At 42.6% G+C, this 23764-nt stretch carries 21 protein-coding genes; 9 read left to right on the top strand and 12 right to left on the bottom strand.

Translation table 11 applies throughout. The features are described from left to right. Positions 1-163: 163 nt before the first annotated feature. Entirely contained in the window at positions 164-1792 is a 1629-nt protein-coding gene (locus tag BW980_RS09700; protein WP_076455035.1) for an ABC-F family ATP-binding cassette domain-containing protein, read from the top strand. Positions 1793-1935: 143 nt separating this feature from the next. After that, positions 1936-3084, top strand: coding sequence for a hypothetical protein (locus tag BW980_RS09705; RefSeq protein ID WP_076455036.1), 1149 nt, complete (start codon positions 1936-1938; stop codon positions 3082-3084). 79 nt (positions 3085-3163) lie between these two features. On the opposite strand, the gene BW980_RS09710 is transcribed toward BW980_RS09705, so the two are convergent. Further along, entirely contained in the window at positions 3164-3883 is a 720-nt protein-coding gene (locus BW980_RS09710; RefSeq protein ID WP_076455037.1) for a hypothetical protein, read from the bottom strand. 194 nt (positions 3884-4077) lie between these two features. On the opposite strand from BW980_RS09710, the gene BW980_RS09715 reads away from it, so the two are divergent. After that, complete coding sequence (locus BW980_RS09715; protein ID WP_076455038.1) at positions 4078-4632, top strand: fasciclin domain-containing protein; 555 nt, start codon at positions 4078-4080, stop codon at positions 4630-4632. A 59-nt stretch (positions 4633-4691) separates the two neighbouring features. Here the strand turns inward: BW980_RS09715 and pheT are convergent, their stop codons facing one another. After that, on the bottom strand, positions 4692-7121 hold the full coding sequence (pheT, locus tag BW980_RS09720; RefSeq protein ID WP_076455039.1) for a phenylalanine--tRNA ligase subunit beta: 2430 nt from the start codon (positions 7119-7121) through the stop codon (positions 4692-4694). 130 nt (positions 7122-7251) lie between these two features. Here pheT and BW980_RS09725 point away from each other — a divergent pair, with 130 nt between their 5' ends. Beyond that, positions 7252-8472, top strand: a complete 1221-nt coding sequence (locus tag BW980_RS09725; RefSeq protein ID WP_076455560.1) for a peroxiredoxin family protein — start codon at positions 7252-7254, stop codon at positions 8470-8472. A 6-nt stretch (positions 8473-8478) separates the two neighbouring features. On the opposite strand, the gene leuB is transcribed toward BW980_RS09725, so the two are convergent. Beyond that, a complete protein-coding gene (gene leuB, locus BW980_RS09730; RefSeq protein WP_076455040.1) occupies positions 8479-9597 on the bottom strand; it encodes a 3-isopropylmalate dehydrogenase in 1119 nt (372 codons plus the stop codon). A 137-nt stretch (positions 9598-9734) separates the two neighbouring features. Continuing rightward, a complete protein-coding gene (locus BW980_RS09735; protein ID WP_076455041.1) occupies positions 9735-10907 on the bottom strand; it encodes a 2-isopropylmalate synthase in 1173 nt (390 codons plus the stop codon). Positions 10908-11179: 272 nt separating this feature from the next. Here BW980_RS09735 and BW980_RS09740 point away from each other — a divergent pair, with 272 nt between their 5' ends. The 3 genes from BW980_RS09740 to BW980_RS09750 all read left to right on the top strand — a co-directional run bounded on the left by BW980_RS09740 (position 11180) and on the right by BW980_RS09750 (position 15377). Beyond that, complete coding sequence (locus BW980_RS09740; protein ID WP_076455042.1) at positions 11180-12724, top strand: hypothetical protein; 1545 nt, start codon at positions 11180-11182, stop codon at positions 12722-12724. Positions 12725-12727: 3 nt separating this feature from the next. Continuing rightward, on the top strand, positions 12728-13591 hold the full coding sequence (locus BW980_RS09745) for a DMT family transporter (protein WP_245800023.1): 864 nt from the start codon (positions 12728-12730) through the stop codon (positions 13589-13591). Positions 13592-13889: 298 nt separating this feature from the next. After that, a complete protein-coding gene (locus BW980_RS09750) occupies positions 13890-15377 on the top strand; it encodes a cytochrome C (RefSeq protein WP_076455044.1) in 1488 nt (495 codons plus the stop codon). 116 nt (positions 15378-15493) lie between these two features. Here BW980_RS09750 and BW980_RS09755 read toward each other — a convergent pair whose 3' ends face one another. The 3 genes from BW980_RS09755 to panB are packed head-to-tail and all read right to left on the bottom strand — an operon-like array spanning position 15494 to position 17647. Next, the gene (locus BW980_RS09755) at positions 15494-16039 is read right to left on the bottom strand and encodes a DUF4252 domain-containing protein (protein ID WP_076455045.1); all 546 of its coding nucleotides are present in this window, start codon (positions 16037-16039) and stop codon (positions 15494-15496) included. A gap of 33 nt (positions 16040-16072) precedes the next feature. Beyond that, a complete protein-coding gene (locus BW980_RS09760; protein WP_076455046.1) occupies positions 16073-16771 on the bottom strand; it encodes an RluA family pseudouridine synthase in 699 nt (232 codons plus the stop codon). Positions 16772-16828: 57 nt separating this feature from the next. After that, positions 16829-17647 (bottom strand): 3-methyl-2-oxobutanoate hydroxymethyltransferase, encoded by an 819-nt coding sequence (panB, locus tag BW980_RS09765; RefSeq protein WP_076455047.1) that lies wholly within the window; start codon positions 17645-17647, stop codon positions 16829-16831. A 150-nt stretch (positions 17648-17797) separates the two neighbouring features. On the opposite strand from panB, the gene BW980_RS09770 reads away from it, so the two are divergent. After that, positions 17798-18256, top strand: coding sequence for a 3-methyl-2-oxobutanoate hydroxymethyltransferase (locus BW980_RS09770; protein ID WP_076455048.1), 459 nt, complete (start codon positions 17798-17800; stop codon positions 18254-18256). A gap of 50 nt (positions 18257-18306) precedes the next feature. Here BW980_RS09770 and BW980_RS09775 read toward each other — a convergent pair whose 3' ends face one another. Further along, the gene (locus BW980_RS09775; RefSeq protein ID WP_076455049.1) at positions 18307-19773 is read right to left on the bottom strand and encodes a Gfo/Idh/MocA family protein; all 1467 of its coding nucleotides are present in this window, start codon (positions 19771-19773) and stop codon (positions 18307-18309) included. Between the two features lie 170 nt (positions 19774-19943). On the opposite strand from BW980_RS09775, the gene BW980_RS09780 reads away from it, so the two are divergent. Further along, positions 19944-20879, top strand: coding sequence for a 3-keto-disaccharide hydrolase (locus BW980_RS09780; RefSeq protein WP_076455561.1), 936 nt, complete (start codon positions 19944-19946; stop codon positions 20877-20879). 61 nt (positions 20880-20940) lie between these two features. On the opposite strand, the gene BW980_RS09785 is transcribed toward BW980_RS09780, so the two are convergent. From BW980_RS09785 to BW980_RS09800, 4 genes are all read right to left on the bottom strand, one after another. Continuing rightward, positions 20941-21738 carry a DNA/RNA non-specific endonuclease gene (locus BW980_RS09785; protein WP_076455050.1) on the bottom strand — a complete coding sequence of 266 codons (798 nt, stop codon included), beginning with the start codon at positions 21736-21738 and terminating at the stop codon, positions 20941-20943. 91 nt (positions 21739-21829) lie between these two features. After that, positions 21830-22615 carry a DUF3050 domain-containing protein gene (locus BW980_RS09790; protein WP_076455051.1) on the bottom strand — a complete coding sequence of 262 codons (786 nt, stop codon included), beginning with the start codon at positions 22613-22615 and terminating at the stop codon, positions 21830-21832. Positions 22616-22767: 152 nt separating this feature from the next. Next, positions 22768-23094: a DMT family transporter gene (locus tag BW980_RS09795; RefSeq protein ID WP_076455052.1), complete on the bottom strand. Its 327-nt coding sequence runs from the start codon at positions 23092-23094 to the stop codon at positions 22768-22770. A gap of 72 nt (positions 23095-23166) precedes the next feature. Further along, the gene (locus tag BW980_RS09800; RefSeq protein WP_076455053.1) at positions 23167-23730 is read right to left on the bottom strand and encodes a Crp/Fnr family transcriptional regulator; all 564 of its coding nucleotides are present in this window, start codon (positions 23728-23730) and stop codon (positions 23167-23169) included. Positions 23731-23764 lie beyond the last annotated feature (34 nt).

Raw genomic sequence — 23764 nt, forward strand, 5'->3', positions numbered from 1 at the left:
GAGTAACACCCAAAATTAAGCAACACTTTGGCAGTTTGCTGTTAATAGCGAGTTAAAAATAAGTGCCTTGCGTTAATGTGAACGATGAAACCAATGCTTTTTAAGTTTATTGGTCTAGGCGATTAAAATTCTGTATTTTTGCACGAATTTTAAAAAGAAATCTATGCTGTCGGTATCAAATTTATCTGTACAATTCGGAAAAAGGGTCTTGTTCGATGAAGTGAATGTAAGCTTTACCCAAGGCAACTGTTATGGGGTAATCGGGGCAAATGGAGCGGGAAAATCTACCTTCCTTAAAATCTTGTCGGGACAGATAGACCCTACCTCGGGTCATGTACATTTAGAGCCTGGCAAACGTATGTCGATTTTGGAGCAAAACCACAACGCCTATGATGAGTTTACGGTTTTGGAGTCGGTGGTAATGGGGAACAAGCCACTTTTTCGCATTAAGCAAGAAATCGATGCCCTGTATGCGGATTATACCGATGAAAATGCCGACAAGATAGGGGAGTTGCAAGTTCAATTTGAAGAAATGAACGGATGGAACGCCGATAGCGATGCAGCGGCACTTCTATCGAACTTGGGAATCCCTGAAGAATTGCATTATACTTCAATGGCCGATATCGACTCCAAGCTTAAGGTAAGGGTTCTTTTGGCCCAGGCCCTCTTCGGTAACCCCGATGTCTTGATTATGGATGAGCCTACCAACGACCTTGATTATGAAACTATAAACTGGCTCGAGAATTTCTTGGCCGATTATGAGAATACGGTAATCGTTGTTTCTCACGATAGACACTTCTTAGACTCGGTCTGTACCAATATCGCCGATATCGACTTCGGGAAGTTGAACCTGTATTCGGGTAACTATACGTTCTGGTACGAAAGTAGCCAATTGGCAGCGCGCCAAAGGGCACAACAAAATAAGAAGGCAGAAGAAAAAGCCAAGGAACTTCAAGAGTTTATTGCACGCTTTAGTGCCAACGTTGCAAAAAGTAAGCAGGCCACTTCAAGAAAGAAAATGTTATCTAAACTTAAGGTGGAAGATATCAAGCCTTCAAGTAGAAGATACCCGGCCATTATTTTTGAAAGGGAACGGGAGGCCGGAGACCAAATATTAAATGTAGAGGGGCTTTCCGCTATGTCGGAAGACGGTGATCTACTTTTTGAGAATGTGAACCTAAATTTGGCAAAAGGGGATAAGGTGGCCATAATTTCCAGGGACTCTAGGGCAACTACCGCATTCTATGAAATTATCAATGGCAACAAGAAGGCGGAAAAAGGTGCGTTCCAATGGGGCGTCACCACTACACAGTCTTATTTACCTGCCGATAACTCAAGTTTTTTTAACGAAAATATTAGCCTAGTAGATTGGTTGCGTCAGTGGGCCAAGACCGAAGAAGAACGCGAAGAGGTATATATTCGCGGGTTCTTGGGGAAAATGCTTTTCAGCGGTGAAGAAGCCCTAAAACAATGTACCGTGCTCTCCGGAGGTGAAAAAGTACGTTGTATGCTCAGCCGAATGATGATGCTAAGGGCCAACGTCCTTATGTTGGACGAGCCTACCAATCACTTAGATTTAGAGAGTATTACCGCATTTAACAATTCATTGAAAAACTTCAAAGGGACCGTTCTGTTTACTACCCATGACCACCATTTTGCACAGACGGTTGCCGATAGAATTATAGAGTTGACTCCAAAAGGCAACATTGACAGATATTTGTCGTTTGATGAATATATGTCCGACAAGGCATTGCGGGAGCAACGTAACAAAATGTATGTTGAAACCGTATAATTTTTGTTAAACCTAATAGTCTAGAACGTAGTAGTGAGCGTTTTTAGGTTCAAGACCCAAACTTGAATCCTAAAGATGCTCGCTACGCTTGGTTGATATCTTGTCAACTAGAATCGGTCTAGGGTATTTAAAAATTGCAACAGATGAAAACCTACAATTTAATCTATGCCTGTATGGCGATGCTCGTCGTTATCGCTTGCTCTAAAACCGATAGTGATTCCCTCGGGGAGAAAGAAAAGGAGGAGGAAAAAAACATCCAATCCGATTACACATTACTAGTCAACAACAACGGAACGCTAGAGGCTACCTTGCTCAATCTTGAAGACAATGGGTTGGCCCTGAGCGGTAAAGAGAGTAAATTCAATTCGGTAAGCCAGCCTAATTTAAGTTATGAAAATGACCAGGTGCTTACCATGTATCATAAAAAGAGTGATTGCAGTGGTGAAATCACAGTTTATGATTTTAAGGACGATACCAGTGAAGCGTATGGGGTTTTTACCGACTTGGGCGCTTGTAGCCTTACGGCCAAGGCTGTTTCACGTAAGGGAAATACCATTTATATAGCTTATGAGTTGCATGTTTCACCTTCTGAGGAAGATGATGAATTTTATATTCGGGCCCTTGATGTTTCGGGGGCAACGCCTACACATGTCGATATAACTTTGGATAAAAGGCCTTTGCAATTGGCTTTAGCCCATAACCGTTTGTTCGTACTGACGCTAGATGAGGAGGTAACCGATGAGTATGCTATTTCGGTAGTGGATTCAAGTAGCAATACGGAAATATATGATACTTTGGTAGGTTTTGATGTACGGAGAATGTTCACAGGGCCAGATGATAATATTATTATTGGCTACGATGATCTTCATAGTACCATAAACAGTACTACCTTTGAAATAAAATATACAAATTATGGTCCAGGAAAAGAACCGAATTTCACAGGATCTTCTTCCTTGCACTTCGATAGTAGTGGTAAGATGTATTATGAAATGACCCCTACCGATCACAGTGATTTTCCCGTGATTCCTGCAGTTTATGATTTTAAGGAAAACCTTACGGTCATGTATGCCTTCGAAAATTTTATAACAGAGACCCAGTTGAACTTTGAGTATGAAATTGAAAAGACGACCATGGTAAGCTATGACGAAGAGAACAATGTGCTACTGATCGGATACAAAAAGAAGACTGGTGAAGACAAGGGAGGCTTGATGCGTTTAAACCCTGCTCCAAAACCTCAGGTGCTCAACAATATTGATGTTGACGGTATACCTACCAAGATCTTTATAAAATAGACGCTTTCGTCAATAAAAAAAAAGGGCATTTCGGTTAACCGAAATGCCCTTTTTTTATGCCACATATTATAGTTTATGGTCAGGCGTTAAAGTATTTACTGTTCCAAATGGCATGATTAAAATTTTTTCCAAGGGCAAATCCATAAAAAATTACAATGGCGGCTAAACACTTGAAAATGAAAAAGAAAATAATAAAAAATTGGGCGGTCGAACTATTTTTGGAAAACAATCCGTCCGGCACCAATAAAGCCACCAAGTAACTCAAGGTGACCACGAGCAAGGTCAAGTTTATTATATTTTTAAACGGCCACATGGCTATTTTTCGAAGCGGATGCAAATCTCCTCCCCAATGGTGTAAAAGATAGTAATAGTCGTTACCGATAGGGGCAAAAAGCAAGGGGTCATCTTTGTCGTCAAGTTTGAAGAGCTTAGATGGCGCTATAATTTTATAAGCTTTGAGCTCTATACCGTGTGCTTCTTCCAGTCTTTTGATCTTGGCAATGGCTTCGGCGGGAATTTCCCCTTTAAAAAAATCGGAGTTCAAAAAACGAAGCCTATAATCGATACATATCTTTTTGATGTCGGATAGATGATAAATCTTATCCGCGTCGAGTAAATCAATTTTAAAGGCATTGTTCGTTTTGGTTGTAATCTCAATGCTGAGATTATTGCTGATCCTTTCTCGCGAAGCTGCGTCTTTTTCGAGAATGCGGTAGAGCGCGGAAGCGTAATCGGTCGTGCCGTTTCGCTGTTTTTCCTCAATCAGCACGCTTTCAATATTGACTCTCTTGTTCAGCATATTTTATGGCAACTGCCTCAAATTTAGATAATTCGAACTCTAAAACACGATTTCAATACTTAAGTATTTGTTAATTTTTTGTTAAAAATATATCGGAAAGGGGGTAAAACGGATATGATAATTGTCATAAAGTTGTAACTTGTCGACGAATTTGAACCGTTAATCGACCGTTTTAACAACTCCCCAACTTTTTTATGAAATATCCTACGATTTTAGTTTGTCTGTTTTTTTCTGTTTGTTTTTCACTCTCGGCACAAGAAGCTACAACCACTAAAAAACCTTTGGTAGGATCTTCCAGTGAGTCGATTGTGAACTCTACGGCAAATTCAAAAAATCATCAAACCTTGTTGGCGGTAATGAGGGCTACCGATTTAGAGGAGTTATTAGATCAATCGGGACCTTTTACGGTTTTTGCCCCTTCCGACCGTGCGTTTGAAAATCTATCGGGTAAATCGGTCAAGGACCTTCTTGATCCCAAAAACAAAAAAGAACTTAAGGATTTATTGACTTACCATATTGTAGCCGGTTACATTTCGGCTTCTAAGATATTGAAGGCTATGTGTAGGGGGAAGGGCAAGGCTACTTTTACTACGGTGCAAGGAGATACGATTACGGCAACGATGAAAGGTATAGATATTGTCTTGACCGATAGCTTCGGAAACAAGGCGACTATAGTTGTGGCCGATTCCAATCAGAAAAATGGGGTGATACACGAAATCGATAGTGTGATATTACCCGGAAAAATATAAGACTTCCTTCTTCTTTTAAAAAAAATCTTTCTTAAATCCTTCCGGATAAATTGTTTTTGCTAGCGTAGTTCAGCTCCCAATTCGGTTTGATATCTTTTTTGCAATTTGCCCATAATGCGATCGATTTGTTTGTCGGTCAATGTACGCTGACTGTCTTGCAAGGTAAAGCTTACCGCATATGACTTTTTGCCTTTTGGAAGTTTGTCGCCTACATATACATCAAAGAGATTGATGTCTTTCAATAACTTCTTCTCGGTCTTTCTGCCTAAATCGTATACTTGTTTAAAGGAAACGGAGTCATCTAGCAATAGGGCAAAGTCGCGTTTTACCTCTGGGTATTTGGGTATTTCGCGGTAGGTGATGCTATTTTTTTGGGCCAGGGCGATTACGTTGTCCCAATTGAAGTCGGCATAAAGAACCTCTTGTTTGAGGTTCATCTTCTTAAGGATTGATTTTTTGATCAATCCGAAAGAAACGATTTCCTTGGTGTTGACGACCAAACTGAGTCCTTCTGAGAAGGCACTGTTCGATGTTGGCTCAGAGCTGGTATCGGTAATTCCCAAACGGGCCAAGATATTCAAGACTATCGATTTTAAATAAAAGAAATCGATGGCTTTTACTTCCCTTGACCAATTGCTCTCGTTGCGGTTGCCGGTCAGGTAAAGACAAAGGTGTTTGTCTTCTATATACTTGGTGTCTTGCTGTTCGTACGATTTTCCGAACTCAAAAAGTTTTAAGTTTTGTTTTTTTCTGTTGTTGTTATAAAGTACGGTCTCCAGACCGGTATATAACATTGAACGACGCATTACCGAAAGGTCGTTGCTCAACGGGTTTAGCATTTGAACACTTTTTTCATCTACCTCTGACTCATCAATAAGTTGAGCGTTGGCCGGTGCGGTCAAACTGTTCGTCATGATCTCATAGAAGCCCTTAGAGGCCAATAAATCACCTATAACGGTTTGTAGTCTATGGTCGTCGAATTTTGAAACGGGTGCCGTGGAAGCGTTTAACTTGGTGCCAAAATCTATATTGTTGTAACCGTAAACACGTAAAATTTCTTCAATAACATCTACTTCCCTTTGTACATCTACGCGGTATGAAGGTATTGAAAGTCCGAGTCCGGCTTCGGTAACACTTTTTACCTTGATGTCCAATGAGGTCAATATCGATTTGATCGTATCTTGTGGGATTTCCTGTCCGACCAAGGAATAGGTTTTTCTAAAGGTCAAGAAAACTTGATGTTCGTCGAAACGCTTTGGATAAAAATCGATAATGTCGGAAGTAATATCCCCTCCTGCAATTTCTTTAATCAATAATGCGGCACGTTTTAGGGCGTACTCTACATTCTCTATATCGATGCCTCTTTCGAACCTAAACGAAGCGTCGGTGTTCAAGCCGTGTCTTTTCGCGGTCTTGCGAATGGAAACAGGGTTGAAATAGGCACTTTCAAGAAATATGGAGTTTGTTTTTTCGGTAACACCAGTATTTATTCCTCCGAAAACTCCTGCTATACACATGGGTTTTTCAGAATCGCAGATCATCAGGTCGTCTTCGTGCAAGGTACGTTCTTCCCCGTCTAGGGTCATAAATTTAGTCCCTGCTGGTAAGGTTTTTACAATCACTTTTTTACCGTGAATACGATCGGCATCAAAAGCATGTAAGGGTTGACCGAGTTCGTGCAAGACATAATTGGTGGCATCGACCACATTGTTGGTGGGGTTGATACCGATGGCCTGTAGTCTGTTCTGTAGCCATTTTGGCGATGGCTTTATCGTGAGGTTGCTTAAGGTAATACCGGCATAACGGGGTACCAGTTTGCTATCTACCACATCAACTTGCAGTTTTAGCGAACGGTTGTCCACATTAAATTGGCTAATTGAAGGGGTAATCAATTCCTTATTGATCTCTTTTTGTATAAGTCCCGCTTTGAGGTCCCTTGCTACGCCATAATGGCTCATGGCGTCTGCACGGTTAGGGGTGAGGCCTATTTCAAAGACTTCGTCTTGTTCGATATCAAAGATTTCGGAGCAAGGGGTACCCGGTTTTAGTTTGCTGTCGAGTACAAGAATGCCTTCATGGCTAGAGCCTAGTCCGAGCTCGTCTTCGGCACATATCATACCATGGCTTTCTTCTCCCCTGATTTTTCCTTTGCCTATTTTCCACACTTTTCCTTCCGGGGTATATAATTTCGTTCCGACCGTGGCAACAGGTACTTTCTGGCCTTTGTCTACATTGTGCGCTCCACAAACGATTTGCACCGGAGATTCGGCACCTATGTCTACCGTGGTTACTTTTAATTTATCGGCATTGGGGTGTTTGGTACAGCTGAGGACATGCCCCACGACAATACCCTTAAGTCCGCCTTTTATGGATTCAAAAGGTGTAATTCCTTCAACTTCAAGGCCTAGGTCGGTTAGAAGCTCAGCTGTTTTTTGGGAATCCCAATCAAGTTTTAAAAATTGTTTTAACCAGTTATATGAAATCTGCATCGGCTAGTTTTAGAGCGGGTAAAGATAAAACAATGCATTAAGACATTCAATATGCATGGCAACTGAATTAATTATTTTTTTGTTGTAAGTTTTGGGCATATATAACGATTCTAACAGAAAAGACGAAAGAATGAAGAAATTGCTATGTATGGTTTCGCTTTTGAGCGCCCTTATTTCCTGTAAGGACGAAAGAAGACCTGAATTGTCGGAAGGGATATGGCAAGGAAAACTCAGCGTGATGGAGGGTGAAAAATTGCCTTTTAATTTTTTGGTAGAAAGGGAAGACGGTGCGTATAAGATGCAGATTTATAATGCCAGTGAAGTCATCGTTGTTGATGAGATCGAGCTTAAGGGCGATTCGATACGGATACATCCCCCTGTTTTTGAGGGATATATTTCGGGAAAGTTTACGCCAGGGCGAATTGAAGGCGATTTTAGAATTGAGAGTTTAGATAGGGTAGTGCCTTTTGAGGCTGATTTTGGGGAAACGGAACGTTTTTCTGCCGAAAAAAACGCGAACGTAAATGTTTCCGGTATTTGGGAAACGGAATTCACGCCTGAGGATCTTGAGGTGTATATGGGAAAAGGCATATTCGTCCAAGAAGGGAATAAAGTAAGCGGAACTTTTAGAACGACAACAGGTGATTATCGTTATTTGGAAGGTGTAGTAACTGGTGATTCCTTAAAGTTGTCGGCATTTGACGGGGCCCATGCCTTTTTGTTCACGGCCCGGGTAACCGATAGTACCTTGAACGGGGCGTTCTATTCGGGAAATCATTCCAAGGAAACTTTTGTGGGGAAGCGTAACGAGGGCTTTGAGCTGCCGCCTGCCGATTCGCTTACCTTTTTAAAGGAAGGGTATGATAAATTTTCATTTTCATTTCCCGATATCGATGGTACAATGGTGTCTTCCGAAGATGAACGATTTAAGAACAAGGTGGTAATGGTGCAAATTTTAGGCTCTTGGTGTCCAAACTGTTTGGACGAGACCAAATTTTACGTCAATTACTTAAGGGACCATAGCCCCAAAAACCTTGAAGTAGTAGGTTTGGCCTTTGAATACGCCAAGACGAAGGAAGGGGCCATCAAAAGTATTGAAAGGCTCAAGCAGCGTATAGGGGTAAATTATCCTATTCTATTGGCGCAGTACGGAAGCTCCGATAAAGATATGGCGCAGAAAAAACTACCGATGCTCAATCGGTTGTTGTCATATCCGACTACGATATTTATCGATAAGGAAGGTAAGGTACGCTATATACATACCGGGTTTAACGGACCCGCCACCGGTGAAAAATACATAGAGTTTCAAAAAGAGTTCGATGCACTTTTGCAAAAACTGCTAAGGGAATAAAGGTGTTTAGATAATCGTAGATTTCCCTAGGCCGATGTTCTCATCGTTAATGCTTGGGTTGTCGTCAGATTCAACAATGTTTTCCGAAATAAAATCGCCTACGTAGTCCGTACCATATTTGCTGCTTCCCAAAACATCGGTTGTCACCACTTTTTTGACAAAAGATTTATGTACGGCGGCCACGATGGCATTTGCTTCTTCGTCAAGTCCAAAGTGCTGTAACAACATGGCGGAGCTGAGAATTGAGGCAACCGGATTGGCGATGTTCTTTCCTTTGGCCTGGGGGTACGATCCGTGAAAAGGTTCGAACATGGCATTTTCCAAGCCTACCGAAGCGGAAGGAAGAAGGCCTACCGAGCCAAGGATGACACTTCCTTGGTCGGAAAGGATGTCACCGAACATATTGTCGGTCAGTATAACATCAAATTGACGCGGATTCAGCATCATTTGCACCGCGGCATTGTCGATAAACAGACATTCAAAGGATATATCAGGATAGCTCTGGGCTATATTGGTAACGGTTTTACGCCAAAGTCGCGATGACTCGAGTACGTTGGCCTTGTCGACAAGGGTTACTTTTTTACGTCTTTTTTTTGCTGCTTTAAAGGCTAAATGGGCAATTCGGCTTATCTCGCTTTCCGAATAGGAGCAGAGGTCAGAGGCCGTTGTCCCATCTTCGCTTAGTGTTTTTTTTCCAAAATAAATGCCCCCTGTAAGTTCCCGAAAAATAACGAGATCCGTATGATCCACAATATTTCGCTTGAGGGGTGAATTCTCTAAAAATGCAGGAAACATTTTAATGGGCCTGATACTGGCAAAAAGCCCTAGTTCTTTGCGCAACCTTAATAGTCCTTGTTCGGGCCTAACCTTGGCTTCTGGGTTATTGTCATAGTCCAAAGCACCGATGGCACCGAATAAAATGGCATCGGCCTCTTGGCAGAGGGCCAATGTTTCGTCTGGTAACGGTCTTCCAGACCCTGTCATGGCGATAGCGCCAAAGGGAGCTTCAACGAATTCAAACCTATGGTTAAAGGTTTCTTCGATTGCTTTTAGGCATTTTACCGATTGGGCCAATACTTCGGGGCCAATGCCATCGCCGCCAAGAAGGGCAATTTTTAGCTGCATCTAGAGATATTTTAAGTATACCAAGTTCATTTCCATTGAATTTGATTCAATAGCAGAAGGCTAAGATTAAAAATTTTAATGACATTACGGTCAAAAAAACGATTAAAATGAAAACGGTATAAAATCTCGAATATTCTCTAAGAAATACTGTTTAAGGAAATTTTGCTGGCCTCTATAATTTTCGGAATGTCTTGGTCAGAAATTTCCTTGTTTTTGTCGGCAAATTTTAAGAATTCTTGATACACCTCGTCAAGTTGAAGCTTCGTAAGCTCGAATCCGACCAATTTGGCCCTATAGGCCAAAGCGGCCCTACCGCTTCTGGCGGTAAGCACAATAGATGATTCGTTTACCCCAACATCCGCCGGATCGATAATCTCATAGGTTTCCCTATTCTTGATTACGCCGTCTTGGTGTATTCCGGAGCTATGGGCAAATGCGTTGGCACCAACAATGGCCTTGTTGGGCTGTACCATCATTCCCATTTTTTGGGAGACCATTTGGCTTGTGTCGAAAAGTAACTTACTGTTGATATTGGTATCAAGACCTAGGCTAGGGTGTTGCCTTAAGATCATGACAACCTCTTCTAATGACGTATTCCCGGCTCTTTCTCCAATACCGTTTATAGTACATTCGATTTGACGTGCGCCGTTGATGACACCCGCAATTGAATTTGCCGTGGCCAGACCGAGGTCGTTATGGCAATGACATGAAAGTACGGCCTTGTGGATTCCGGTTACGTTTTCCTTTAGGTATTTTATTTTGGCACCGTATTCTTCGGGCAAGCAATATCCCGTTGTATCAGGTATGTTGAGAACGGTGGCTCCAGCTTTTACTACGGCTTCGCACACCCTGGCCAAAAATTCGTTGTCCGTACGTCCCGCGTCTTCCGCATAGAACTCTACGTCTTCAACAAAGGTCTTGGCATAGCTTACCGCATCTATGGCCCGTTCGATGATGGCCTCTCGGTTCGAGTTGAACTTGAACTTGATATGTGAGTCAGAAGTTCCGATACCCGTATGTATACGTGCTTTTTTTGCTGGTTTCAAGGCTTCAGCCGCTACTTCTATATCTTTTCTTACCGCACGGGTCAATCCACATACCGTGGCATTTTTTACCAGTTCGGCTATTTGGGTAACAGATTTAAAATCTCCAGGACTCGATATAGGAAAACCGGCCTCAATAATATCTACTCCCAAATCGTCCAATCGTTCTGCGATGACCAACTTTTGTTCGGCGTCTAGTTTGCAGCCGGGCACTTGTTCCCCATCACGAAGCGTTGTGTCAAAAATCTGTACCTTATCTTTACTCATTATATTTGTGTAGTTTAGCTAACTTAGAAACTTTTTGCAACTTTGTTCGATGTACAAATATCATATTTTGTACCGTTATTTCAATATTTTTTGATAACCTTAGCCTTAATCTTTTGGGTAGGTCGTAAAACGAAAAGTGCTATTCAGTGCAATACGAATATATGACCAATAGTACAGACTGCCTAGTACCCATAAGAAATAGTACAACGTTAAGTCGGTTTTTAGTGTATGTAAGAACTTAACATAGAGCAAATTAAATAATATTTTTTACGATGACAAATGCGCACAGAGATGCCTTGTTCGTTCTGGTAAAGTCGCTTTCGAAATCAGAAAAGCGACAGTTTAAATTATATGTGGGTCGCTTGGGGGTGAATACCGATGCCAAATTTTTGGCACTGTTCAATCTCATGGATAAAATGAAGAAGTACGATGAGAAGACAATTTTAGAGAGTGGTATCGTTAAAAAAGCACAATTATCAAACTTAAAAGCACATCTTTATAAGCAGATTTTAGTGAGTCTAAGGCTTAACCCGGTGAACCAGAACATACGTGTTCAAATTCGGGAGCAATTGGACTTTGCTACGATTTTGTATCAAAAGGGACTATATAAGCAGAGCTTAAAAATTCTTGATAAGGCCAAATCTACGGCCATAGAGAACGAAGAGAAGAATATTGCCTATGAAATAGTGGAGCTTGAAAAAATAATCGAGACCCAATACATCACCCGCAGCATTCCCGATCGCGCCGATGAACTGGCCGTTCAGGCCAAGGAATTATCGGCACAGAATGTAATGACCAGTAAGTTGTCGAACCTCTCGTTGCAATTGTACGGTATTATGTTAAAGGTGGGATACGTTCGCAGCGATGAAGATTATGTGAAGGTAAACAAGTACTTTGAGACCCATTTGCCGAAATATAAATTGAAAGACCTTGGTTTTAGGGAAAAACTCTGGCTTTATAAGGCGCATCTTTGGCATAGTTTCTTGATTCAAGATTTTCTTTCGTCTTATAAGTATGCAAGTAAATGGGTAGACCTGTTCTATGAGCATGAAGAACAAATAAGGTTGAACCCCGTTTTTTTCTTGAAGGGAAACCACTATTTGTTGGAGTCTATTTTTTATGTGAAATACAGTTCGCACTTTAAGGAAGTCCTTGAGCGCTTGGAAGCGGTTGTAGAGAGCAAAAGCTTCCCGAAAAACGACAATATAGCGTCTTTGTCCTTTCTCTATATCAATGCGAATAAATTGAACCTTCATTTCTTGGAGGGTACGTTTAGCAAGGGCCTATATCTAGTGAAAATTGTAGAGTACGGTATAAATAAGCACAAAGACCGTATAGATGCCCACCATATTATGGTGTTGTACTATAAAATTGCGTGTCTGTATTTTGGAATAGGGGATAATAAGACCTGTATTCAATACCTCAAGAAAATTATCAATAACAAAAACCTGAAAATGCGTGAAGACCTTATGTGTTTTGCCAGGGTTTTAAGTCTGGTAGCGCATTATGAAGCGGGCATGGACTATCATCTTGAGGTGCAGTTAAAGAGTACCTATAAGTTTTTGTTGAAGATGGACGACCTTCATGCCGTTCAAAAGGAAATGATCAAATTTTTGAGGAACTTGGGTAATATTTTTCCCAGTGACCTCAGAAACGAATTTCAAAAATTACATACCGAGCTTAAGAAATACGAAGATCACCCCTACGAAAAAAGAGCGTTTTTGTATCTGGACATCATCTCGTGGTTAGAGAGCCATCTAGAGAACAGGCCCGTGGCAGATATTATTCGAGAAAAGGCCATGGCCGTAAAAAGGTAGCATTTGGCAGCAAGCTCGTCTTTTAGCATAAAGAATTTTTTAGAGATCAACTTGGCCATGCTGCTTCTGAGTACCTCGGGGCCTTTTGGTAAATTTATAGATTTGCCGGTTCCCGTGACCATTGGTATTCGGGCATTTATAACGCTTACTTTATTATTTCTCTACTGTCGGTTCAAGGGAATTTCATTCGGTCTTAGCAGTAAGGATAGAAGCCCTATAATTATAAGTGGTATTCTTATGGGAGGGCATTGGTTGGCCTACTTTGTGGCCTTGCAAATGTCCAACGTTGCCATAGGGATGTTGTCTTTGTTTACCTATCCCGTTATTACGGCTTTTTTAGAACCTTTGTTTCTAAAGACCCGATTTCAAAAAATGCATTTGGTGTTGGGGGGCTTGGTTCTATGTGGAATTTATTTTTTGGTGCCCGATTTCAGTTTTAGAAACAGCTATACCATAGCTATCGGTTTCGGGGTGTTTTCGGCACTTTGCTATGCTGTTCGCAATCTTATATTAAAGACGAAGGTCGATCGGTACCAAGGTTCTGTGCTGATGGTGTATCAGATGGTCATTATCTGTCTTATGCTGATTCCCGCCTTTTTTTACTACGATTTGGAAGCGGTGCCCGATCAGTGGGTCGGATTGCTGGGGCTGGCGGTAATAACTACCGTTTTCGGACATACGATGTTCATCAACTGTTTTAAATATTTCTCCATTACCACGATAAGTATTTTAAGCAGCGTTCAACCGGTCTATGGTATTCTGATCGGTGCCTTGGTGCTTTCTGAGATTCCGGCATGGTCTACACTTGCCGGCGGATGCTTGATATTGGCTTCGGTCATTGTAGAAAGTGTGCGGTCTTACCGTTAAAAATCGTCGTTTATCTTGCTATATTCCATAAGGTTTAGGGATAATGCAGTGGAATGCTTTGTCTGCTTGAAAATTTGTTAGTTTTTCTTGTTATTGGTTGCAAAAATCAACCTTTTTGGTAATTTTGGGAGTCAGTCTTTTCGAAAATTGCCTAGAAGCAACACACTCAAAACTGCCATTTGAAATATAATTAAGGGCTCTGGCTACGGAGCGGTTTAACAAAGTTTGTCTACCTACTGCATTGCCTGCCATGTCCTCTACCTAAAACCGTTATCGAATAACCTAAATACAACCACCGATGAAGAAAAAACGAATTCCTGTTTTTATTGTAATAGGAAGTTTACTCCTATTAAGTTTTCAAGTGATCAACAACCAACTACACTTATTGCAGTCTCCGGGAGCCGTAATCGAAGATTACGTGGAGCCTGATTACGAGCTGGGTTCGGGGCATATAGATTCTTTACTTCCCTTGCCGGAGGTGAAAGATGGTGAAAGGACGCCTTTTGACCTATGGCGGTATGGGGGGAAGGATAAAACTTCCTTTATGCAGCCCGACCTGCCAATGGAGTGGGAAGAATGGCTTGAATTCCATAAAAAACAAAAGCCCGAGCTTATGGCCGATATTAGGGATTATATGAATTCGCGCTATAATTTCACGAATGAATCCTACGAAGGGAAATTCATGTCCGGGGGAAGAAAACCTATTATGAAAGGTCCTGTATCAAGATTACCAAAAGGTATCGGGTCATTCGAAGAACTTGCCAAACTATCTCCGGAAGAAATTAAGGAAAGGGACTTGTTTCCTTTTAAGCCTTTGGCACATCCATTGGCTTCAACGGCCCACATGGTTTTTCCCGATGCTTGGAACAAGGTACACCCCGAACACGTGCGTATCGATTTAGACCACGATTATCCTGATGCGTATTTGCCCGAATTTCCCGCGCCGATGTTTTTGACCACCCATAAGGAACTGGGAGATGTAACCAATGGGCGCGAGGTTACCTTTGCCAATTATTACGAAATATTTAACGGACTCTTGACCCCGGAACAAATGGAGGGCTTAAAGGAACTGTTAAGACCTACCCCTACAGGTTGGTTCAATCATACGACCCACAGGGTTACCGCTGAGCCAAGTGCCGGTGTATCTTGTTTTTCATGCCACGTAAACGGTCATACCAATGGGGCTTTTGAATTGGCGCCAGACAGCAGGCCGCAATTGTCACGTCTTCGGGTAGGTACCCCTTCCATGCGTGGAAATTACAATATGATGCAATTTGCCTCAAAACGATCGATACGAAGCATGGACCATTTTGCGGAAGTAGAGGAATATTTTGATGGCGATCCCGGAATGATGCAACATATTGGTCCGCGTGCGCACCAAAAAGTAGTAGCAAATCGGATGGGGGATTTCAACGCCTTGTTAGATTTTCCACCTGCCCCAAAATTGGATGCCATGAACCGGTTGATTCCTGAAAAAGCGACCAAACAAGAACTTTTGGGCGAAAAATTGTTTCATGGAAAGGCCAAATGTGTGAGCTGCCATAGTGGTCCGGCCTTTGTAGATGATTATTTACACGATTTAAAGGTAGAGCGTTTTTACAAGGGACGACCTGAAGGTCCGATCAAAACATTCGCTTTAAGGGGGATAAAGGATTCGCCCCCATATTTGCACGACGACCGTCTTCCGACCTTGGACGATACGGTAGAGTTTTTTAATCTGGTTCTGGAACTTGACCTGAGTAAGGAAGAGAAGAAGGCGCTAACCGCATATATGATGTGTCTCTAAGCTCATACAATTGCCCCTGGGTACGTGTGGGGTTCTCCCTTACCTTTGCCTGTGAGGGGAAGCCATACGTATTTGGGAGCCTTGTCCCTTTCTTTAAAAGAATTGTAGCGGAGTCTTTATTTCTTTTCTTCCCGCGGGTTGATTCCTGGGGGTAAACTACCTCCTTGATATTGGTTGATGAGTCCTTCCCCCAGTTTTTGGAACTCTTCGTTCTGGGCCATTTGACGCACTTTTACAGGGTCGAAATCCCCATTGAAATATAAAAAGGAAGCGTTTTGGTTATTGTTGTTGTAAATCAATATTTCCTTTACGGCATTTCTTTTCTCCCGTATGCTCACCACGTTTCGTTTGAGTTCATCGTTCTTGCGGTAGACTTCGATAAAAGAATTGCCGGTAATGCCGTTCATCTGTTTGTTCAAGAATTCTGTTTTGGCCGCGGTCGTACTGGGAAATGACATATAGCGCAAATCTTTCGTAGTGCCTATAAGCGATTTCATCTCGGGAGAAATGCCACCAATAAGCGAAAGCATAAATCGGGGTACCCGCACGGCGGTAACATGGTCGTCTTCTTTATGGGCGTTGTAAAAACTGTCGATTGAATTGTAGGTGCTGCAAGATACGAGCAGTACAAGACTGCAAATAATTAGTGTTCTTTTGATCATGGTCTTGTGTTTATACAGTTAAATATACTGTTTCTAACAACAAGCGTTCCAAATCGGGTCTACTGGTGGTTTGGCCACGATTTCTACAGGTTCTTTTCGCACCGGGTGGATAAAGGAGAGTCGTCGTGCGTGCAGGTGTATGCTTGCGTCGGCATTGCTCCGGTCAAAGCCGTACTTTAGGTCTCCTTTTATGGGGCAGCCAATGGCGGCCAACTGCGCCCTTATTTGATGATGGCGGCCTGTGTGTAAGTCGATTTCAAGAAGGTAGTAGCGGTCTAGCTTTTTTATCACCTTATAGTCTAGAATGGCTTTTTTGCTATCCGGAACTTCTTTGATATGGGCGTAGGACTTATTCTGTTTATTGTTGCGTTTGAGGTAATGGGTAAGAGTGTCCTCGTTTTTTTTGGGTTTATTTTTGACAATGGCCCAATAGGTCTTTTTCGCCGCTTTTTCGGCAAAAAGTTTATTGAGGCGGGGTAGGGCCTTTGAGGTTTTTGCAAAAACCACTATACCGGAGGTGGGGCGGTCAAGCCTGTGGGCTACGCCTAGGTAGACGTTTCCCGGTTTGTCGTATTTTTCCTTGATGTATAGTTTAACGACCTCGCTTAACGGCATGTCTCCCGTTTTATCGCCCTGAACAATATCGCCCGGTCTTTTGTTGATGGCAACGATATGGTTGTCTTCAAACAATACCAAAAGGTTGTTTGGGTCGGAAAGGAGTTTACGGGCCACTAGAGCTATAAATTAAGGTTGGATAAATCCGGTATGGATACGGATGTTGGATAGCTATTAATACTGTTCTTCGTCGTTCGGGAAATCCCTGTTTTTTACGTCCTGTACATATTGTGAAATGGCACTGCCCATTTCTTCGTATAGGTTCATATAGCGCCGTAAGAACCTAGGGTTGAATTCATGGGTCATTCCCAATAGGTCATGAATGACCAAAACTTGTCCATCGGCATGCTTTCCCCCACCGATACCGATAGTGGGTATTGAAATACTCTCCGAGACTTTTTTGGTCAAGGCGGCCGGAATCTTTTCGAGCACGATGGCAAAACACCCGAGTTTTTCAAGAAGTTTGGCGTCTTCCATCAATTTTTCGGCCTCTGCCTCTTCCTTGGCACGGACGGTATAGGTTCCGAATTTATAGATAGATTGTGGGGTGAGTCCTAGGTGCCCCATTACCGGGATACCGGCTTTCAATATTTTTTTTACCGATTCCTTGATTTCGATTCCTCCTTCGAGTTTTACGGCATGGGCCCCACTTTCCTTCATAATACGGATGGCCGAACGGAGGGCTTCCTTAGGGTCGCTTTGATAGCTTCCGAAAGGAATGTCTACCACGACCAATGCCCTTTCCACGGCACGTATGACCGAGGTGGCATGATAGATCATTTGGTCAAGGGTTATAGGAAGGGTGGTTTCATGGCCGGCCATTACATTACTGGCAGAATCCCCTACCAGAATAACATCAACATTGGCAGAATCTACAATCTTGGCCATAGAGTAATCATATGCGGTAAGCATTGATATTTTTTCGTTGTGTTTTTTCATGTCTACAAGAGACTTGACCGTTACTCTTTTGTATTCTTTTTTTGCCGTTGACATATGTATTTTGTTTTGGAGGGATAAATGTAAGGAAAATGTTGGGTTTCCGAGATATGTAGGCCCCTTTGCTTATCGGTCGTTCAATCCGTAACGGGGTTAAAGTACTCGTGCTAAAGCGAATATTTATTAAATTTGATAAAATTGATACCAATGAAAAAACTACCCTCACTGCTTTTTTGCCTCCTTACCTTTGGGGGATATGCCCAGGAAAATGAAGAAATGGCTGTTAAAAATACGATCGAAGCTTTTTTTAAAGGGTTTCACCGTCAAGATTCGGTCCAAATAAAAAAGACGCTAGCCGGTAATGTGGTCATGCAAACCATTGCCAAGGATGAAATGGGAAATCCCGTAGTAAAGACACAGGCTTCTTCCGATTTCTTGAAGTCTATTGTCGCGATTCCCGAAACCACAAAATTTGAAGAGGTCATCAACAGTTATTCCATTCAGATAGATGGCCCAATGGCCCATGCCTGGACGCCTTATACCTTCAATTTAGATGGGTCGTTTCACCATTGCGGGGTGAATTCTTTTCAGTTGGTGAAAGATGCCGACAAGGGGTGGCAAATCGTTTACGTTATCGATACCCGACGAAAAGGGGGATGTAAATAGCTATTTAAAAAAGACGAATTGTATAAAACCCGTCTTTTTTAGTTTTTTAATTAAACCTTCCAACCGTCACGGTAGGTTCTACCAACAAATTGGTTGGCTTCTTCCAAATTGGTAATCCGCATGTTCTCGCCGTCCCATAATAATTTCTTTCTTGCGAAGAAATCCATATTACCCTTACTATCCTCTTTCCGCAACAAATAACTGCGAATGGCCAAATTTCCCATAAGAACGGTTTCCGTCATTGGGCCCGCATAATCGAACGAAGAGGTCAGGGCTTTATGTTCATCGCTGTTGAAGCCTGCTTTACACGCATCGACCCATTTTCGTTGGTGACCGTACTCGGGTTCTTCGTTTGTCTCGGTTTCAGGACCGAATTCGGTCGTGCCGTCGTTCAGGTATAGTTTCGGGGTGAGGGGGCTACTATCGTTGATGTTGGTGGAAATAATTCCTTTTTCACCAATGATGAGTACACCATTATAGCTTCCGGGGCCTCCAATGTCGTTGTTGGCCGGTATGATATCAGGATGCGAAGGTCTGATACCGCCGTCGCTCCAGGTCATTTCAATCGGCCTCTTTGTTTTTTCGGTGGCGCCAAAGTGAAGGGTTATAAAGGAGGAGGCAGGGCAACCTTCAGGGTGGTAATCGGCGTTCCACATTTGTGAATAGACCGAACCTATACTACATTCGGCATCTGTAGGGTATTTTAGGCCTAGGGTACGAAAGGGAATATCGATCAGGTGACACCCTACATCGCCAAGGGCTCCCGTTCCGTAATCCCACCAGCCCCTCCAGCTAAATGGGTGCAAGTTCGGGGTGTAGGGCCTTTCGGGTGCAGGTCCGAGCCAAAGGTTCCAATCCAAGCTGTCGGGTTTAAGACTGGGGTCTGGCGCTTGCATGGCGCTTCCTTGTGGCCATACGGGGCGGTTGGTCCATACCTGAACTTTCGAAACGGCGCCAATGGCGTCGTTATCGATCCATTTTTGAACCATGCCCAAAAGTGGGTTAGAGCCGCCCTGGTTTCCCATTTGGCTCACAATTTTATGGTCTCGGGCCATCTGTGTGAGTATGCGTGCCTCACGAATATTGTGGGTCATGGGTTTCTGTACATAGACATGTATGCCCCTTTCCATAGCATAGGCAGCTGCAGGGCCATGAACGTGGTCGGGAGTGGAAATGGTAACGGCATCGATACCTTTTTCCTTATCTAGCATTTCACGGTAATCGGCATATAATTTTGCCTTGGGAAAATTCTCTACGGACTTCTTGGCAGAGCCCATGAAATCTACATCGCATAGGGCCGTTACTTTTTCACGCCCGTTTACGGAAGCGTTGAAGATGTCACTGGAGCCTTTACCTCCGGCACCAATGGCAGCTAGGTTTAAGCGGTCACTGGGGGCTAGGTAGCCCGGGCCGCCCAAAACGTATCTGGGTACGATAAAGATAGAGGAAGCTATGGCCCCCTTTTTTAGAAAAGACCTTCTTGAGTTGGTTGGTGGCTTGTTTTTTTTGTGGGCCATTGGGTTTGGTTTTTAGTTGAATTTGTGAACGGTCTCTAAAGTTAATTAAATTTTAATGATAGCAATTAAAAGTTAGAATCGATATAGTATTATGATTCGCTAAATAAATCATGAACTAAATGTTAGGTATTTTCTATATTTATCGCTTTGAAAAATTTAACAATATGAAAATGGGATTGAAATTATTTGGGGCAACACTAGGCCTGTTGTTATCGGCGATTACAGTGGGCAATGCCCAAGAAGCAAAATCGTTGGAAGGCAAATGGGATATGGTTATAGAAAAAGATGGTAAGCAATTGCCTTCTTGGTTAGAGATAAGGCATTCGGGTACGAATACCTTGGTCGGTAGTTTTGTCTATGCCTTCGGTAGTGCAAGGCCTATTGCAGAGGTTAAGGTGAAAAATGACATTTTCAATTTTACCATACCAAAGCAATGGGAACCAGAAGGTACCGATATGGTGTTTACGGGGAGGCTGCAAGGAGAAGAACTTAAGGGAACGATGATTTATACTGATGGACAACCCTATAGTTGGTCTGCGGTAAGGGCCCCAAAATTGGAGTATGTTGAGAAAGCGAAATGGGGAAAACCAAAAGACCTTTTCAATGGAAAGGATTTAAGTGGTTGGACGGCCATGGGCGAAAACCAATGGATAGTTGAAAATGGGGTGCTGAGGAGTCCGAAATCGGGAGCGAACTTGGTGTCGAATGAAAAGTTCAAAGACTTTAAACTGCATGTGGAGTTTAAGGTGCCGCCTGGAAGCAATAGTGGAGTGTATCTAAGAGGTCGTTATGAAGTTCAGATTACCGATGATAAGGGTTCTGATCCGTCAAACGTATTGTTTGGGGGAATTTACGGCTTTTTAACACCGAACGAAATGGCGGCCAACGATGCGAGCGAATGGCAAACCTACGATATAACCTTGATCGGGCGTCGTGTAACCATAGTCGCTAATGGAAAAACCATAATCAACGATCAAAATATACCAGGTATTACCGGTGGGGCCTTAGACAGTAATGAAGGCGAACCGGGGCCGTTTTTGATTCAAGGGGATCACGGCCCAATTATGTTTCGAAAATTTGAAGTTACTCCAAGGGTAGAGAAGTAAGCTTGGTCATGTATTTTTACAAACGCCCACTGTTGTGTACAGCGGGCGTTTTTTTGTGGGATTACCAATGAATATCGGACGGGCGGTACAAAGGTTGACGCTCGGTTTGGGCAAAGGAGTTTATGTAGAATACACTAGCTTGGTGAATGGCTTCGTCAAAGGTAAAGTTACATTTGGCCTCTATTTCCGAAGGAGCGACTTCGTAGGTTTTGAACGCTTCTAGATCGAGAAAGGATAGTCGGGTCAAATCTTGGGTGAGTATAAACGATTTGGTCTTTAGTTGGCCGTTTTCTTCATAAAGAATGGTCTTGTAAAACTCGGTAGGAATTTTGTATCCCCTGTATTCTCGGTCGTCTTTATGAAAAATGCAACCGCCGATAATGCTGACACGTGATCGGTCCATTTCCGTTTGGTCGTATAAAGAGTTTTCCAACTCGCCCCAAACACCTCCTTTTCCACTTTGGTTAAAGTCATCCATCTGGGGAGCGATATTGGTAAAGACAAACGAATCGGAATTGGCTTTTTTGGCCTCCTCATGGTCACCCCATACCAAATCGACCCTTCTGGCAATATGGCCTCGGTCTAAAGGGTTATTCTTGTACAGGCGGTTGCCGGCCTGCGATTCTGAAGGAATTCTCGAATCTTCAAAAAATCCTGCTCCCTTTCGGGCGATACGTTTCAGGTTGCTTCCGTCGATATTCCATGCTACCCAAATAGCGAATTGGGTACGACTACTTAGTGCTAGAGAAAAGTGGGTGTAGTCGATGATTTCGCTCCCGTTCAGTTGGAAGGCGTCGCTTAATCGGTTCAATCGCGGAGCGTGTATGCTTGTACTTAAAAAATCGGTATCAAATGCCATAGGAAAATAGGGTTAGAAAAGTTTAGTGCCTCAAAAATGTAAAAGTTCGAGAAGAAAGTCTTGGTCAATAGGTTTAAGATAGGGTTATTTTTTAGTGGTTTAGGTTAATGCCTTTGTTGGTAATCTCTTCGCTAATGGCATCCCATAGTTGAATTCGTTTTGTTAGGGCTTCTTTTGCGACCTTAAGGGTTTCTTGCCATTTTCGTTGGTCGTTCCCACAAAGTTCGGCCACCATTTTAAGTGACAATGGCCCGTGTTCGTCGCCGTCGAGTTCAATGTGTCTTTCAAGATAGTAGACAAATTTGTTGTACCGTTTGTTATCGGCATCGGCGCTTTTTAAGACTTCCATGAACATATCGGGGATAACATCTTCTCGACCAAAGGTAAATGCGGCGGCTACCAAATGTGGCTTTCCACTAGCTATGGTGTCAAAGGAAAAGCGTACAAAGTCGGCTACTTTTTGGGGAATATCGATGGCCGTCAAAGCCGAATCTACGGTGGCTCCTTTTTCTAAAAGTGCGATAAAGCCATTGATACGGACGGTGTCGGCCCCGAGTTGACGCATGGCTTCGAGGTACATTTCAAAATGGCTTTTAGCTTCGTTCAGTTCGTTGATATCACTTTCTTCCCCATGTACGATTTCATTGATAAACCGCGCCAGAACCGGGTTTTTACTAGGTGTCCAGGGAATGGAAACTTTGGTCAGTGAAATCTGAAGGGATTTTAAGAGCGACATAAAATCCCAAACCGCAAAAACATGATTTTCTGTAAAAATCCTAATATCTTCTATTTGGTTTAAATTCGTGTAAAGCGGGTGGTTTTGAAGTCGATTTCTTAATTCCGCTATTTCGGTTTCTATCTTTACAATCTCTTTCATGGCTTTTGGGTCACTAAGAATAGGGTTGCGACCCCGTTCTTTAGTATTAATGGTTAGGTGTGTTATACTATAGAAACTGTAGTATAATATGACATTTTTTTGAAAACGAATAATTTATAGCTAAATTTTTGCGGAAGGACCGTTCTGCTATTCTAGTGAGAAACGTATTTTAAACCGATAATGGACCCGATAAGCGTAACAATGAAGAATATCCTCCAGAAATTGGCGGGGTCTTTAAAAAAAAAGATTCCGAGTAGTACGGTTCCGACCGCCCCGATGCCTGTCCATACGGCGTAGGCTGTGCCCAGAGGTAAGGTTTGAACGGCCTTTATTAAAAGGAGAAAGCTAATAGCGGAACATATAAGAAAACCACCGTACCAGAGGTACATATCGGTTCCTGTAGTTTCTTTTGCCTTAGATAGACAAAAGGCAAAGGCTACTTCAAACAATCCTGCAATAATTAAAACCAACCAGTTCATTTCTTTTGTTTTTATCGCTGCAAATATGGGCAAGGTAATCGGTATTATTTTTTACAAATGATAAAAACGACATCATTTTATTTCGGCACGTATTCTACTAAGGCTTACCTGGGTTATGCCGAGGTAGGAGGCAATGTGTCCCAATTGCACCCTCTGGATGAGATGGGGCGTGTTCTTTAATAGTTCGCGGTACCGTTGTTTGGCGGTTCTGAACTGGCTTGAAATCAAACGCTCTTCAGTGGTCTTTAGGTTTTGTTCGGCAAACTTTCTGCCCCAGTTGGCGATGTGTATATCCTGAAGGTATAACTGTTGCAGTTTTGTAGTTTGCAGGCGGTACAATTCACAGTCTTCCAAGAGTTCTATACTTTCGATCCCTCTTTTATTTTCTACATAGCTCTTCATTGAGATAATGGTTTCGCCGGCAGTTCCGAACCAAAAGGTAATATCGTTGCCTTCATGATTGACATAGGCGCGAACGATTCCTTTTTTTATAAAGTAGACCGATGTTTCAAGCGTATCGGCATGAATAAGGATGTGTCCCTTCGGATAGGTTACGGGTACGGTGTTTTCAATGATCTTTGTTCTTGAGGCTTCCGGAAGTTTACTTATGCTATCAATGATGCTTTCGATATCCATCTGCAATTATTTGTTGAACTCTATCGTTCGTAGG

Origin of the sequence: Zobellia uliginosa, from assembly GCF_900156625.1 — a bacterium.
Classification (GTDB): domain Bacteria; phylum Bacteroidota; class Bacteroidia; order Flavobacteriales; family Flavobacteriaceae; genus Zobellia; species Zobellia uliginosa.

Coding starts and splice junctions, on each gene's coding strand:
- BW980_RS09700 (WP_076455035.1), top strand. CDS start 164: ATGCTGTCGGTATCAAATTTATCTGTACAATTCGGAAAAAGGGTCTTG.
- BW980_RS09705 (WP_076455036.1), top strand. CDS start 1,936: ATGAAAACCTACAATTTAATCTATGCCTGTATGGCGATGCTCGTCGTT.
- BW980_RS09710 (WP_076455037.1), bottom strand. CDS start 3,883: ATGCTGAACAAGAGAGTCAATATTGAAAGCGTGCTGATTGAGGAAAAA.
- BW980_RS09715 (WP_076455038.1), top strand. CDS start 4,078: ATGAAATATCCTACGATTTTAGTTTGTCTGTTTTTTTCTGTTTGTTTT.
- pheT (WP_076455039.1), bottom strand. CDS start 7,121: ATGCAGATTTCATATAACTGGTTAAAACAATTTTTAAAACTTGATTGG.
- BW980_RS09725 (WP_076455560.1), top strand. CDS start 7,252: ATGAAGAAATTGCTATGTATGGTTTCGCTTTTGAGCGCCCTTATTTCC.
- leuB (WP_076455040.1), bottom strand. CDS start 9,597: ATGCAGCTAAAAATTGCCCTTCTTGGCGGCGATGGCATTGGCCCCGAA.
- BW980_RS09735 (WP_076455041.1), bottom strand. CDS start 10,907: ATGAGTAAAGATAAGGTACAGATTTTTGACACAACGCTTCGTGATGGG.
- BW980_RS09740 (WP_076455042.1), top strand. CDS start 11,180: ATGACAAATGCGCACAGAGATGCCTTGTTCGTTCTGGTAAAGTCGCTT.
- BW980_RS09750 (WP_076455044.1), top strand. CDS start 13,890: ATGAAGAAAAAACGAATTCCTGTTTTTATTGTAATAGGAAGTTTACTC.
- BW980_RS09755 (WP_076455045.1), bottom strand. CDS start 16,039: ATGATCAAAAGAACACTAATTATTTGCAGTCTTGTACTGCTCGTATCT.
- panB (WP_076455047.1), bottom strand. CDS start 17,647: ATGTCAACGGCAAAAAAAGAATACAAAAGAGTAACGGTCAAGTCTCTT.
- BW980_RS09770 (WP_076455048.1), top strand. CDS start 17,798: ATGAAAAAACTACCCTCACTGCTTTTTTGCCTCCTTACCTTTGGGGGA.
- BW980_RS09775 (WP_076455049.1), bottom strand. CDS start 19,773: ATGGCCCACAAAAAAAACAAGCCACCAACCAACTCAAGAAGGTCTTTT.
- BW980_RS09780 (WP_076455561.1), top strand. CDS start 19,944: ATGGGATTGAAATTATTTGGGGCAACACTAGGCCTGTTGTTATCGGCG.
- BW980_RS09785 (WP_076455050.1), bottom strand. CDS start 21,738: ATGGCATTTGATACCGATTTTTTAAGTACAAGCATACACGCTCCGCGA.
- BW980_RS09790 (WP_076455051.1), bottom strand. CDS start 22,615: ATGAAAGAGATTGTAAAGATAGAAACCGAAATAGCGGAATTAAGAAAT.
- BW980_RS09795 (WP_076455052.1), bottom strand. CDS start 23,094: ATGAACTGGTTGGTTTTAATTATTGCAGGATTGTTTGAAGTAGCCTTT.
- BW980_RS09800 (WP_076455053.1), bottom strand. CDS start 23,730: ATGGATATCGAAAGCATCATTGATAGCATAAGTAAACTTCCGGAAGCC.